Below are 13583 nucleotides of genomic sequence, written 5' to 3'. Positions count from 1 at the left end.
GGTCGCGGTCACGCGGCGGCCCCCTGCCCCATCGCGGCGAACATGACCGAGTCCTCGGTCGCCTCGGCGCGCGGGAGCTCGGCCACGATCCGGCCCTCCCGCATCACCAGCACGCGGTCGGCCATGCCCAGCACCTCCGGCAGTTCCGAGGACACCATCACGATCGCGACGCCCTCGGCGGCCAGCGACGACATCAGCCGGTGGACCTCGGCCTTGGTGCCGACGTCGATGCCGCGGGTCGGCTCGTCCACGATCAGCACCTTCGGCGCCATCGCCAGCCACTTGGCCAGCACGACCTTCTGCTGGTTGCCGCCCGAAAGCGTGCCGACGGGGTCGCCGAGCCGCCGGTACTTGGTGCGCAGCCGTTCCGTCCAGTGCCGGGCTTCCCGGCGTTCGCTCGCGCCGGTCAGGAAGCCGAGTTTGGACAGGGCACGCGAGCGCGGCAGCGTCACGTTCCGCTCGATCGAGAGGTCCATGATCAGGCCCTGCTGGCGCCGGTCCTCGGGGACCAGCGCCATCCCGGCGGCCATCGCGGCCCGCGACGAGTGCGGCTTGAGCTTCTTGCCGCTCACCTTCACGACTCCGGCGTCCCGTTCGTCGACGCCGAAGACGGCCTGGACGACCTCGGAACGGCCGGACCCGACCAGCCCGGCGAACGCGACGATTTCGCCCGCGCGCACGGAGAAGGAGATGTCGCGGAACACACCCTCGCGGGCCAGGCCCTCGACCTCCAGCACGACCACACCGGGTTCCGCGTCCTGCTTGGGGAACAGCGCGTCGAGGTCGCGGCCGACCATCCGCTTCACCATCTCCTCGACGGTGACGTCCTCGAGGGCGTCGGTGGAGACGTGCTTGCCGTCGCGCATGATCGTCACGCGCTGGCAGAGCTCGGTGATCTCCTCGAAGCGGTGGGAGATGAACATGATCGCCGCGCCTTCCTGGCGCAGCGCGCGGGCGACGCTGAAGAGCCGCTCGACCTCGATCTGCGTCAGGGCGGCGGTCGGCTCGTCCATGACGAGGACCCGGGCGTCGGCGCCGAGCGCCTTGGCGATCTCGACGATCTGCTGGTCGGCGATCGACAAACCCCTGGCGGGCCGGGCGGGGTCGATCCGGACGCCGAGGCGGGTGAACAGGCGCTCGGCCTCGGCGCGGATCGCCGCCCGGTCGATCCGGCCGAGGCTCTTGCGCGGGTGGCGGCCCATCACGATGTTCTCCGCGACGCTCAGGTCCGGGAACAGCGTCGGCTCCTGGTAGATGACCGCGATGCCGGCCGCCTTCGCGTCGGCGGGCGAGCCGAACTCGACCGGTTCGCCGTCCAGCAGCAGCGTGCCGTCGTCGGGCTTGTGCACCCCGGCCAGCATCTTGACGATCGTCGACTTGCCCGCGCCGTTCTCCCCCACCAGCGCGTGGGCCTCTCCGGCGGACAGCCCGAAACTCACACCGGCAACGGCCGCGACGGCGCCGAACGACTTCGTCACGCCGCGCACCTCCAGCAGAGGGGCCCGGCCCGGGCGTGGGCGCGTCATCGCGACCTCCGGATTGAAAGGTTTCACAAATCTGGTGCGGTGAAGCTACTATGCGGCGGAACGAGAAGTCAATGCATCGACACAGGCTTGGCCAAACGGCATCTTCACCAGCTCATGCGCGGTGATGTTACGTTTCAACGAGGGGTACGGATGGTGATCAGGGAGCCGGGCACCGAGCCACGCGCGGCGGGCATGAAGGAAGTGGCGGCGGCCGCCGGCGTCTCCCTCGGCACGGTGTCCAATGTGCTCAACCGGCCCGGCCGGGTCAGCCCCGCGACGCGGGCCAGGGTCGAGGCCGCGATGGCCGAGCTCCGGTTCGTGCGCAACGAGTCCGCGCGGCAGCTGCGGGCGGGGCGCAGCCGGGTGCTGGCCTACGTGATGCTCGACGGCAGCAACCCGTTCTTCACCGACGTCGCGGCCGGCATGGAGGACGCCGCCGACGCTGCGGGCGAGGACGGCCTGTCGCTGTTCCTCTGCAACAGCGCGCACCGCCCGTCGCGCGAAGAGGTCTACCTCGGACGCCTCGAACAGCAGCGCGTGCAGGGCATCCTCATCACGCCGGTCGACCCGGACGCCCCGCTGCTGGGCGAGATCGCCCGCCGCGGCACGCCGGTGGTGGTCGTCGACCGCACGCCCGAAGGCACGACGCACTGCTCGGTAGCCGTCGACGACGTCTACGGCGGCGAGATCGCCGTGCGGCACCTGGTCGAGCAGGGCCACGAGCGGATCGCCTTCATCGGCAACCACACGAGCGTCGGCCAGGTCCGCGACCGCCGCCTCGGCGCGTTGCGCGCGCTGGAAGCCGCGGGGCTCGGCCCGGACCACCTGGTCGACCTGACGACGACGGCGCTGACCGTGGCCGACGGCCGCGGTGCGGGCGAGCGGCTGGCCGGGCGGCCGGCGTCGGTGCGCCCGACGGCGGCGTTCTGCGCCAACGACCTGGTCGCCCTCGGCCTCCTCCAGACGTGCGCGAACCTCCGCATGAGCGTGCCGGACGACCTGGCGATCGTGGGCTACGACGACATCGAGTTCGCCGCGGCGGCCGCGGTGCCCCTGACCTCGGTCCGCCAGCCCCGGCGGCTGCTCGGCCGCACCGCGGTGGAGCTGCTGCTGGCGGAAGCGTCCGAAACCGGCCACGAACACCGGAAAGTCGTGTTCACGCCGGAGCTGGTGGTGCGCGCTTCGACCCTGCGCTGAGCAACCCGCTGATCGTTTGTGACGTCTTACCGTGCACCGGCGATATCCCGGGTGAGCCCGAGCACGGAGGTCGTAGATGGCCGACTCGCATCCTCGGCTGTCGCGGCGCGGGTTCCTGGCCGCCGGCACCGCCGCGTTGCTCGGCGTCGTCGCCGGGTCGGCCGGGCACGCGGCGCCCGGGCCGGATGCGGTGCGGCTGGGCGATTTCTGGCTGTTCGGGCGGTTCGACGACGGCTGCACCGACCTCGGCTTCGACGAAATCGACCTCTCACCGGTGCAGCTCCCCCATTGCGTGACACCGCTTTCGTGGACCGGGTGGAACCCGGCGTCCTGGCAGGACCGCTGGGTCTACCGCAAGCACTTCACCGCGTCGGTGGCCGAACGCCACACCGCCCGCTTCGACGGCGTCATGACGAACGCCGAGGTGCACCTGAACGGCACCTTGGTCGCCACCCACGAAGGCGGCTACCTGCCCTTCGAGGTGGAGCTGCCGGACGTGGTGGCGGGCGACAACGTGCTCGCCGTGGTCGTCGACGGGCGGTGGGCGCTGGACGTCCCGCCCAACCTGCCGCGCGGCGCGGGGCCGTCGGTGATCGACTTCTACCAGCCGGCCGGGATCTACCGCCCGGCCACGGTCGGCGCGGTGCCCCGGGTCCGGCTGGCCGACGTCTTCGCCCGGCCCGTCGACGTCCTCTCCCCCGGCCGGTCGCTGCACCTGACCTGCACGCTCGACGGGCCCGTCGCCGGGCAGGTGACCGCGTCGGTGCGCCAAGCGGGCCGCGAACTCGCCCGCGGTGCCGCGCCGGTGCGGGGCACCACCGTCGAATTCGACGTCGGCGGGCTCGGCGCGGTACAGCTCTGGGACGTCGAGGATCCCGCCCTCTGCGAGGTCGTGGTGACGGTCGAGTCCGGTAAGCACGCCCTGGACCAGCGGGTGGTGCGGGTCGGGTTCCGCGACGCGCGGTTCACCACGGAGGGCTTCTTCCTCAACGGACGGCGGCTCAAGCTGTTCGGTCTCAACCGCCACCAGTGGTACCCGTTCGCCGGCGGCGCGCTGCCGGACCGCGTGCAGCGGCGTGACGCCGAGATCCTGCGCCGCGAGCTGAACTGCACGATGGTCCGCTGCTCGCACTACCCGCAGTCCAGTGCCTTCCTCGACGCCTGCGACGAGCTGGGCCTGCTGGTGTGGGAGGAGATCCCGGGCTGGGGGCACGTCGGGGACGACGCCTGGCAGCGGCGGAACCTGGCGGACGTCGAGGGGATGGTGGTGCGCGACCGCAACCACCCGAGCATCGTCGTCTGGGGCACGCGGGTGAACGAGGCCAACGGCACCACGGCGCTGTACGAGCGGACGGGACGGCTCGCCCGGCAGCTCGACCCGTCCCGGCCGACCAGCGGCGCGCTGGCCAGCAGCACGCTCGGCCGGTTCGCCGGCACCGACGTCGAAATCCTCGCCTACAACGACTACACCGCCCGGCGCGGCACGCCCTTCCGGCTGCGTCCGCCGCGGCCGGGGGTGCCGTACCTGGTGACGGAGACGATCGGCACGCTCGCCGGGGCACGCGCGTACCGCCGCGCCGACGCCCCGGGCGTCCGCCAGCAGCAGGCGGAGCTGCACGCCAGGGCCCACGACCTCGCCGCGGCCGACGACCACTACTGCGGGCTGCTCGCCTGGTGCGCGTTCGACTACCCGTCGGGCTGGCAGCGGTCGGTCGACGGGTCGAAGTACGCCGGGGTGTCGGACATCTTCCGGATCCCCAAGCCGGCCGCGGCCTTCTACGCCTCGCAGGTCGACCCGCGGGTGCGGGTGGTGGCCGAGCCCGGCTTCGCCTGGGACTTCACGGCCCAGCCGTCCGGGCCGGGGCCGGGCGCGACGATCTGGTCCAACTGCGAGCGCCTCCTGCTGTTCCTCGACGACCGGCCGGCGGGCGAGGCGCGCAGCCGGCGCGCCGAGTTCCCGCACCTGCGGTACCCGCCGTTCGCGGCCGACGTCGTCGTGCCGAAGGGGCGGCGGCCGGAGCTGCGCATCGACGGCTACGTGGCCGGGCGGCTGGTGGTCAGCAGGCGCTTCAGCGGCGACCGCGGGCTGGACGTGCTCAGCTGCGTGCCCGACGACCCGGAACTGCGGGCCGACGGCGGCGACGCCACCCGCGTGGTGGTGGCGGCGGTGGACCGCTTCGGGACACTGCGCGCGGGGACGGCGGGCGTGGTGCGGCTCGCCCTGACCGGCCCGGGCGAGCTGGTCGGCGATCCGGCGGTGGACTTCGGCGCCACGGGCGGGGCCGCGGCGGTCTGGCTGCGGCCGTTCGCGGGCCCGCCGGGCACGTTGGTGCTGACGGCCCGCCACGAAACCCTCGGCTCGGCGACGGCGACCGTGCGGGTGACGACGAACGCGGCCCGTTCCTGAACCGGGCGTCCGGACGACACACGTACCTCGATGGACGACACGCGTACCTCGATGGACGACTCGCGTTCCTGGACGGACGACACGCGTACCCAGGGGGTCGGATGGCGGTTTCAGTGCTCGGTGAGCACCGCCGCCAGCACGGCCGCCTGGCTGATCGACGGGGATCCGCTCGCCGTCAGGAGGGTCACCGGGCCGTCGCCGGCCAGCTCGCGCAGCCGGGTCAGCGCCGCGACGCGATCGGGCTCGCGCAGTTCCGCGCGGTAGCGCTCGGCGAACTCCGCGAACCGCTCGGGGTCGTGGCCGTACCAGGTGCGCAGCTCGTCGGACGGGGCCAGGCCGCGGTACCAGCCGTCGAGGACCACCGCCGTGCGGGCGGTGCCGCGGGGCCAGAGCCGTTCGACGAGCACGCGGGTGCCGTCGGCGGGCCCGGGCGGGTCGGCCAGGCGCGCCACCCGGACGACCGTCGGCTGCATGCGCGCATTCTGCGTCGGGCCGACGCCGGCCGCCACCGGAAACGCAGCAGCCGCCCCGGGCGGAAGCTGCCCCGGGCAGGCACCGGCGCAAGGGCCACCACGGCGACCGTGGAGGGATCGCCGTGGTGGTCCTACCCCCAGCTCGTGCCGCCTGTGGACAACGGCAGCCGAATCCGCCGGTGCCCGGACCGTCGCACGCGCCGGCTGCGGACAACGTCGGGAGCGTGCCCGGCAGCCCCGCCAGGATGGCGGACCGGTGCTGCAGCACACTTGCAGTACGCTTGCACGCCACGAACGGGTGAAGGGGGTGACCGGGTGGAGTTCCGCGTCCTCGGCGCCGTCGAGGCGACGGCGGACGGCGACCCGGTCGATCTCGGCTCCCGCAAGCAGCGCCTGGTCCTCGCCGTCCTGCTCCTGGAGACCCCGCGCCCGGTCACCGTCGAGAACCTCGTCGACCTGCTCTGGCCCGACGATCCGCCGGCCAGCGCGCGCAACACCGTCCAGGCGCTGGTCTCGCGGCTGCGTGCGGTGTTCCGCGCCGCGGGCGGTCCCGAACTCGTCACCGAAGGCCACGGGTACGTCCTGCGCGCCGACCCGGACGCGATCGACGCCCACCGCTTCACCGCCCTCGTCCGCCGGGCCCGCGCGGCCGCCGACGAGACCGCCGTCGAACTGTTCGACGAGGCCCTCGCGCTGTGGCGGGGCGACGCACTGGCCGGCGCGGCCACCGCCGACGTCGCCGGCGTCCTGCTCGCCGGGCTGAACGAAGCTCGCTGGAGCGCGCTGGAAGACCGCATCGACGCGCAGCTGCGGCTCGGCCGCGGCCGCGACCTGCTCGCCGAGCTGACGACGCTGGTCGCCGCGCACCCGCTCCGGCAGCGGTTCGTCGGCCAGCTCATGCTCGCCCTGCACCGCGAGGGCCGCACCGACGCCGCCCTCGCCGCCTTCCGCGGCCTGCGCGCCCGGCTCGTCACCGAGCTCGGGCTCGACCCCGCGCCGGAGCTGGTCCGGCTCGAGGCCGCGATCCTCGCCGCCGACCCGGCTCTCGACGCCGCGCCGGAGCCGCCGCCCGAACCGGTGCTCCCGGCCCAGCTGCCCCACGACGTCCGCGGTTTCACCGGCCGCGCCGCCGAGCTGGCCCGGCTGGACGAACCGGCGGACCCCGGGTCCGGTGCGGACATCCGCGTGGTCACCGGCACGGCGGGGGTCGGCAAGACCGCGCTCGCCGTCCGCTGGGCGCACCGCGTCCGCGGCCGGTTCGGTGACGGCCAGCTCTACCTCGACCTGCGCGGGTTCGACCCGGACCACGAGCCGCTCACCCCGGCCGTCGCGGCCGCGCAGCTGCTGCGGGCGCTCGGCACCGACCCGCGCGCGATCCCGCCGGACCCGGACGGCCGCACGGCGCTCTGGCGCTCGCTGCTGGCCGACCGCCGGGTCCTGGTCCTGCTCGACAACGCCCGCGACAGCGCCCAGGTGACGCCGCTCCTGCCGCCGTCCGGCACGATCCTGGTCACCAGCCGCCAGCGGCTCGGCGACCTGATCGCCCGCACCGGCGCTCGGGCGGTGCCGCTGTCGGTGCTGCCCGCCGAGGACTCCCGGCAGCTGCTGGAAGCCGTGCTGGGGCCGCCCGCGGTCGCCGCGGAACCGGCCGCGGCGGCCGAGCTCGCCCGGCTGTGCGGGCACCTCCCGCTCGCGCTGCGGCTCGCCGCGGCGAACCTCGGCGCCGGCGAAGTCTCCGGCATCGCCGAGCTGGCCCGGGAACTCGCCGACGGTGACCCGCTCGCCGGGCTGAGCGTCGACGGCGCCGAAGAAAGCGCCGTCACGACGGCGTTCTCCGTGTCGTACCGGGCCCTGCCTGCCGAGCACCGCCTGCTGTTCCGGCGGCTCGCGCTGGTCCCGGGCCAGACGTTCACCGCGCCGGTGGCCGCGCGGCTCGCCGCGGTCGCCGACGCCCAGGCCGGCCGTCAGCTCAAGGCCCTCGCCGCGGCCAACCTCGTCGAACGGCACCTGCCGGGCCGCTACCGCTTCCACGACCTGCTGCGCAGCTACGCCGGCGGGCGGGTCGCGGCCGACGACCCCGCCGCCGACGCGGACGCGGCACGGCGGCGGCTGTTCGACCACTACCTCGCGACGGCCGACGCGGCGGGCCGCCTGCTGATCCCCCACTTCCTCCGGCTGCCCCGGCCCGAACCGGAGCAGCCGTTCGAAGGCACCGAAGCGGCGCTGGCCTGGCTGGACACGGAGTGGCCGAACCTCGCCGCCGCCGTCGAGCACGCGGCGGCGCACGGTCCCCGCGAGTACGCCTGGCACCTGGCCGACGCGCTGCGGGCGTTCTTCCACCACCGCGGCCACCACACCGAGTGGATCGACACGGCCACCACGGCGCTGACCGCCGCCCAGGCCGGCGGCGACCGGCAGGCGCAGGCGGCGATGCGGCTGTCCATCGCGCTCGCCGGGGTCAACAGCGGCCGCTACGCCGAAGCCCGCACCCACCTGACGACGGTGCTGAACGACGGGCTGGCCGCCGAGTGGCCCGCCGGGCGGGCCGCGGCGCTCAACAACCTCAGCGCCGTGCTCCAGCGCCTCGGCGACGCGCACGAGGCGATCGCGTGCGGCCTGGAAGCGTTGCGGCTGTGCGAAGAAACCGCCATGCCGGGCATCACGATGGCACTGGCCAACCTCGGGTTCGCCTGCGGCCAGGTCGGCGACTTCGACGCCGCGCTCGGCCACTTCGGCCGCGCGCTGGACATCGCCGAACGCGACGGCGCGCGGTTCAGCGTCGCCGTGCTGCTGGTCGACCTCGGCCACGTCCACCGCGATCTCGGCAACGCCGTCGCGGCCGAGTTCTACGAGCGAGCCCTGACCGCCAACCGGGAACTCGGGTACCAGTACGGCGAAGCGGCGGCGCTGTCCGGCCGCGCGGTCATGGAGGCCCGGACGGGTGACGGCACCCGGGCCCTGGCCGACGCGGCCGAAGCGGTGGAGCTGACCCGCCGCATCGGCGACCGCGGCACCGAGGCGTCGGCACTGGCCTCGCTCGGCGAGACCTGTCTCCGGCTCGACCGCCCGGCGGAGGCGGTCCCGCACTTCACGGCCGCGCTGGACATCGCCCGCGAAACGAGCTTCACGTGGTGCGAAGCCGCGGCCCTGACCGGTCTCGCCGAAGCGGCGCTCGCCGCGGGTGACGCCGAAGCGGCGCGCACCCACGGCGAAGCCGCGGGCAAACTGGCCGCGCAGGCGGGCTACCGGCCGTTGGAAACCCGGGCGGCGGCCGTTCTGGCGAAGCCGGCCTAGCAGACCGCCGGGGCCGTGCACTTCGCGCGGGCCAGGATGGTGGCGAAGTTGTCCTGGTAAGCCGCGCTGATCGCCGCGTTCTCCACCTTGATCAGGATCTCGTCGTTGTCGCGCAGGGCCGCACCGGAGATGTTGTGCGAGCCGGTGAAGACGAGCTGGCGGCCGGCCTTCTCGCTGTAGTTGCCCGTGTAGAGCATGTACTTCGAGTGCACGGTGATCTCGCGGTCGTTCACGGTCGTGTTGAACTTCTTGAGCGTCACGTTCGCCTTGCCCTTGAGCGCGGTCAGCGCCGCCGTGCCCAGGTCGTCGTAGACGATCCGGACCTTGCAGCCCAGCTTCGCGATGCGGACCAGCTCGTCGACCACCGGGGTGCGCGAGTCGGCGATGTTGGCCTGCACGACGTTGAGCGAGCAGCCCGCCTCGTACTTGGTGATGTACTTCAGCAGCTGCGCCCACGTGTCGGTGGCGAACTCCTCCGAGGCTCCGCCGTGGGAGTCGGCGCGCGGCGAGAGGTAGCTGGTGACCATGGTGGTCAGTGTCTTGTGGTAGCCGGCGGTGTCGAAGTAGTCGTTGTTCTTCTTCTGCGCCAGCATCTTCTGCATGTGGCCGACGTAGAAGCCGTACAGGTCCGGGTCGCCGTAGGTGAGCAGCGCGTTGTTGAACATGTTGCCCTGCACGGTGGTCAGGTTGTACGAGCCGATGACGACGACGTCCTTCTTGCCCTCGGTCTCGGAAAACATCCACAGCTTGTCGTGGTTGATCGAGTGCGGGCTGCCGTCGTGGGCGATGCAGCCGGTGTTGTCGCCGCCGGTGCCGCAGAAGACCAGCTGGGTGAGCCCCGCGGACTTGAGGATCGGCATGGCGGTGTTGGCGGGGTCGTCGTCCGCCGCACCGTCGAGCGCGATCCGCACCTTGACGCCCCTGGCCTGCGCCGCCTTGACCGCCTCGGCGAGCGCCGGCCGGGTCCAGCTGAAGAGGGAGATGTGGATCTCCGCACCGGCCGGGGTGCCGTTGGTCAGCTCGACCAGCCGCGTTTCGATCGAGTGGTCGCGGTCGCCGTTCTCGGGCGGGTTGTTGAAGATCGCTTCCATGCCGGTGGCGTCGGCGGCCACCGCCGTCGCCGCGTGCGCCACCCCGCCGCCGGCCAGCGCGAGCAGCGCGCCGACGGCCACGGTGAGCGCCTTGAACTTCGGGGCCATGTCGTCCTCCCTGTCGGATGACCCCAGGCTCGCAAGGACCCGTACAAGATCCGTACACCCGGACGTTGCCGCGCATACACGACGAAAAGGGCGCTCGGGCAGGCGGAACCCGACTCATGGCGGGTTCCGCCCATCCGGACCGAAGGGGACGCTTCTCCTGGCTCCCACGGGTGGAGCCGGGAAAGGACGACCTCCATGAGATCGAGGGTGCTTCCTGCCGTGCTCGGCGTGGCCATCGGCCTGCTGGGCACCGTCGCCGTCGCCACGCCGGCCGAGGCCGCCGCGGTCTGCGGCGACCAGATCGTCGGCAACGGCGGGTTCGAAAGCGGCACCACGCCGTGGACCCAGACCAGCGGCGTCATCTCCGCGGCCACCACGGCCGAGCCCGCGCACAGCGGGACGATGGACGCCTGGCTGGACGGCTACGGCAGCACCCACACCGACACCCTGTCGCAGTCGCTGGCGCTGCCCGCCGGCTGCGCGTCGGCGACGCTCTCGTGGTGGACGCACATCGACACCAAGGAGACCTCGACCACCACCGCCTACGACAAGCTGGTGGTGCAGGCGGGTTCCGACACCCTCGCGAGCTACTCCAACCTCGACAAGAACACCGGCTACGTCCAGCGCACCGTGGACGTCTCGCGCTACCTCGGCCAGACCGTGACGCTGAAGGTCACCGGCACCGAGGACGCCAGCCTGGCCACCAACTTCCTCCTCGACGACTTCTCGCTGACCACGACCGGGACGAGCAACCCGCAGTCGCCGGTGGTCACCTCGCCGGGCGCCCAGACCGGCGCCGTCGGCCAGGCCGCGTCGCTGCAGATCCAGGCGAGCGACCCGCAAGGCGACGCACTCACCTACAGCGCCACCGGCCTGCCCGCCGGTCTCGCGATCGGCGCGAGCACGGGCAAGATCACCGGCACGCCGACCACCGCGGGCACGTCCTCGGTGACCGTGACGGCGAAGGACCCCGCCGGCAACAGCGGGAGCGCCACCTTCACCTGGACGATCTCGGCCGCCCCGGCGGACTCGACGCGCACGCCGATCAACCCCGCCTACACGGTGAGCCTGACCTCGAACACCGCGGGCGACACCTGGACCGGGCACCAGAGCGTCAGCTTCACCAACGGCTCGGCGACCGCGCTGCCCGAGGTCTACCTGCGGCTCTGGGACAACTACCACGGCAGCTGCCCGAGCACGCCGATCACCGTCACGAACGTCACCGGTGGCACGGCGTCCGCGCTGAGCGTGAACTGCACGGCCATGAAGATCACGCTGCCCACGCCGCTGGCCCAGGGCCAGTCGGCAACCGTCGGGTTCGACCTGAGCATCGTCGTGCCGAGCGGCGCCGACCGGTTCGGCCACGACGGCGCGTTCAACATGATCGGCAACGCGCTGCCGGTGCTCGCGGTCCGCGACGGCGCGGGCTGGCACCTCGACCCGTACACCAACAACGGCGAGTCGTTCTACACGGTGATCAGCGACTTCGACGTCACCCTGGTGCACCCGACGTCGCTGCTGACCCCGGCCACGGGGACGTCGACCGAGACCACCAGCGGCAGCACGACCACCACGCACGCGGTGGCGCCGAAGGTGCGTGACTTCGCCTGGGCCGCCGGGCCGTTCGCGAAGATCGCCACGACGTCCGGCAAGGGCGTGCGGGTCAACGTCTACTCGGTCAGCGGGATCTCCACGAGCAGCGCCAACCAGATGCTGACGCTGGCCGCCGACTCGATCGACGTCCACTCGGGCCGCTTCGGCGACTACCCGTACGGTGAGGTGGACGTGGTGCTGGACAACAACTTCTGGTTCGGCGGCATGGAGTACCCGGGCTTCGTGATGGATCTGGTGTCGAACGTGGCCCTGCCGCACGAGCTCGCGCACCAGTGGTTCTACGGGATCGTCGGCGACGACGAGTACAACTCGCCGTGGCTGGACGAGAGCTTCACCGACTACGCCACCGACCTCTACCGCGGCATCACCGGCAGCGGCTGCGGCATCACGTGGCAGTCGAGCGCGGAGAAGCTGACCAACTCGATGGCCTACTGGGACGCGCATTCGTCGCGGTACTCCACGGTGGTCTACAACTACGGCAAGTGCACCCTGCACGACCTGCGGCGGCTGATCGGCGACACGGCGATGGCGAACCTGCTGAAGTCGTACGCCCAGTCGCACTGGTACGGCGTGTCGACCACGGCGGAGTTCAAGGCCGCGGCACAGGCGGCGGCCGGGTCGACCGACCTGACGTCGTTCTGGGCTTCGCACCGCGTGGAGGGCTGAAAACCGGTTGGAGTTCCCCGTCCGCGTCCGCCACTGTGGGGACGTGGACGGGGAACGGCTTTTCTGTGATGTCGGCTTGGCGGCGCGCATCGAACGCGCCAACGCGGAGTTCGTCGCGGCGTGCGCCGCGGCCACCCGGCAGCGGCTCGGGGACGGTCCCGGCTTCACCCGCCGGCTCGCCGGGGGTGTCGCGACCTTCGCCGAGCCGGACTCGCCGTTCACCAAGGTCGCCGGGCTTGGGTTCGGCGGGCTGCCGAGCCCCGCGGAGCTCGACGAGGTGGAGGCGGCGTTCGCCGAGCTGGGCGCGCCGGTGCAGGTCGAGCTTTCGCAGCTGGCCGAGGCCGGTGCGGGTGCGTTCTTCACCGAGCGCGGCTACCGGCTCGAGTCCTACGAGAACGTGCTCGGGCGGCGGATCGGTGCCGTCGACTTCCCGGCCGGCGTCCGCGCCTGCCGGGACGACGAGCTGGAGACCTGGCTGTCCGCGGTGGCCGAAGCGTCCGCCGTGGCCGACGAGCAAGGCCTGCCCTCGCACGAAGAGTTCCCCCGCGAGCTGCTCGTGAACGCCCTGCGGGACATGGCCGGGGTGCGGCGCTACCTCGCGGAACGGGACGGCGAGTTCGCCGGCGGCGCGAGCTTCCGCGTCACCGGCGGGATCGCGCAGTTCAGCGGCGCGGCGACGCTGCCGTCGCACCGGCGCCGCGGCGTCCAGACCGCGCTGCTGCGGGCCCGGCTCGCGGCCGCCGCCGAAGCCGGGTGCGACCTCGCCGTCGTCACCACGCAGCCGGGGTCGAAGTCGCACCAGAACGTGCAGCGGCAGGGGTTCGACCTGCTCTACGCGCGGGCGATCCTGGTGAAGGGGACTTCGGCGGCGAGCTCCTCGGGGGCGGAGAGCCGCCAGGCCTCGTAAAGGAGTTCGGCGAGCTCGTCGGCGTCGATGCCGTCGAGGTGGACGACCACCCAGCCGAACCCGCCGGCGGTGAACTGGACCTCGAAGACGTCCGGGCGTTCCGAGACCAGCGCGAGCTGCTCGGAAATCTCCTGCTTGAGACCGACGGTCCGGGTCCGCGGCCAGAAGTAGCCGAACCGCTTGCCGCGCACGCTGAACGACGAGTAGTCGCGCGCCTCCGACCGCTGGACCTCCGCCAGCGTCTTCAGGACCCGCTCGAACTCCTGGACCCGCACCACCACACCCGCTCCCCGTGTCTCC

Annotated in this window: 9 protein-coding genes; 5 read left to right on the top strand and 4 right to left on the bottom strand. The window is 72.8% G+C overall.

Annotation, left to right across the window (positions count from 1 at the left end; all coding sequences use genetic code 11):
- Positions 1-8: 8 nt before the first annotated feature.
- Positions 9-1526: a sugar ABC transporter ATP-binding protein gene (locus ACWEGE_RS00535; RefSeq protein WP_449658311.1), complete on the bottom strand. Its 1518-nt coding sequence runs from the start codon at positions 1524-1526 to the stop codon at positions 9-11.
- Between the two features lie 150 nt (positions 1527-1676).
- Between ACWEGE_RS00535 and ACWEGE_RS00530 the strand changes: the two genes are divergently transcribed.
- Both ACWEGE_RS00530 and ACWEGE_RS00525 read left to right on the top strand, forming a co-directional pair.
- Positions 1677-2723 (top strand): LacI family DNA-binding transcriptional regulator, encoded by a 1047-nt coding sequence (locus tag ACWEGE_RS00530; protein WP_449658310.1) that lies wholly within the window; start codon positions 1677-1679, stop codon positions 2721-2723.
- 76 nt (positions 2724-2799) lie between these two features.
- Complete coding sequence (locus ACWEGE_RS00525) at positions 2800-5130, top strand: glycoside hydrolase family 2 protein (protein ID WP_449658309.1); 2331 nt, start codon at positions 2800-2802, stop codon at positions 5128-5130.
- Positions 5131-5240: 110 nt separating this feature from the next.
- Here ACWEGE_RS00525 and ACWEGE_RS00520 read toward each other — a convergent pair whose 3' ends face one another.
- Complete coding sequence (locus tag ACWEGE_RS00520) at positions 5241-5603, bottom strand: DUF488 domain-containing protein (RefSeq protein WP_449658308.1); 363 nt, start codon at positions 5601-5603, stop codon at positions 5241-5243.
- A gap of 315 nt (positions 5604-5918) precedes the next feature.
- Here ACWEGE_RS00520 and ACWEGE_RS00515 point away from each other — a divergent pair, with 315 nt between their 5' ends.
- Positions 5919-8897 (top strand): BTAD domain-containing putative transcriptional regulator, encoded by a 2979-nt coding sequence (locus ACWEGE_RS00515; protein ID WP_449658307.1) that lies wholly within the window; start codon positions 5919-5921, stop codon positions 8895-8897.
- Here ACWEGE_RS00515 and ACWEGE_RS00510 read toward each other — a convergent pair.
- Positions 8894-10096, bottom strand: a complete 1203-nt coding sequence (locus ACWEGE_RS00510; protein ID WP_449658306.1) for a phospholipase D-like domain-containing protein — start codon at positions 10094-10096, stop codon at positions 8894-8896. The two genes, ACWEGE_RS00515 and ACWEGE_RS00510, sit on opposite strands and share 4 nt — an antisense overlap.
- A gap of 207 nt (positions 10097-10303) precedes the next feature.
- On the opposite strand from ACWEGE_RS00510, the gene ACWEGE_RS00505 reads away from it, so the two are divergent.
- On the top strand, positions 10304-12376 hold the full coding sequence (locus ACWEGE_RS00505; RefSeq protein ID WP_449658674.1) for a putative Ig domain-containing protein: 2073 nt from the start codon (positions 10304-10306) through the stop codon (positions 12374-12376).
- Positions 12377-12452: 76 nt separating this feature from the next.
- The gene (locus tag ACWEGE_RS00500; protein ID WP_449658305.1) at positions 12453-13283 is read left to right on the top strand and encodes a GNAT family N-acetyltransferase; all 831 of its coding nucleotides are present in this window, start codon (positions 12453-12455) and stop codon (positions 13281-13283) included.
- Here the strand turns inward: ACWEGE_RS00500 and ACWEGE_RS00495 are convergent.
- Complete coding sequence (locus ACWEGE_RS00495) at positions 13208-13564, bottom strand: MmcQ/YjbR family DNA-binding protein (protein WP_449658304.1); 357 nt, start codon at positions 13562-13564, stop codon at positions 13208-13210. The genes ACWEGE_RS00500 and ACWEGE_RS00495 overlap by 76 nt on opposite strands.
- Between the last annotated feature and the right edge of the window lie 19 nt (positions 13565-13583).

The sequence above is a fragment of the Amycolatopsis sp. NPDC004747 genome (assembly GCF_053601335.1).
The sequence above is the reverse complement of the archived record's forward strand: the minus strand, read 5'-3'. Positions and strand labels throughout refer to the sequence as shown.

Excerpts from the sequence above, each read along its gene's own strand:
- ACWEGE_RS00510 (WP_449658306.1), bottom strand. The coding sequence starts at position 10,096 with ATGGCCCCGAAGTTCAAGGCGCTCACCGTGGCCGTCGGCGCGCTGCTC.
- ACWEGE_RS00535 (WP_449658311.1), bottom strand. The coding sequence starts at position 1,526 with ATGACGCGCCCACGCCCGGGCCGGGCCCCTCTGCTGGAGGTGCGCGGC.
- ACWEGE_RS00530 (WP_449658310.1), top strand. The coding sequence starts at position 1,677 with ATGGTGATCAGGGAGCCGGGCACCGAGCCACGCGCGGCGGGCATGAAG.
- ACWEGE_RS00525 (WP_449658309.1), top strand. The coding sequence starts at position 2,800 with ATGGCCGACTCGCATCCTCGGCTGTCGCGGCGCGGGTTCCTGGCCGCC.
- ACWEGE_RS00520 (WP_449658308.1), bottom strand. The coding sequence starts at position 5,603 with ATGCAGCCGACGGTCGTCCGGGTGGCGCGCCTGGCCGACCCGCCCGGG.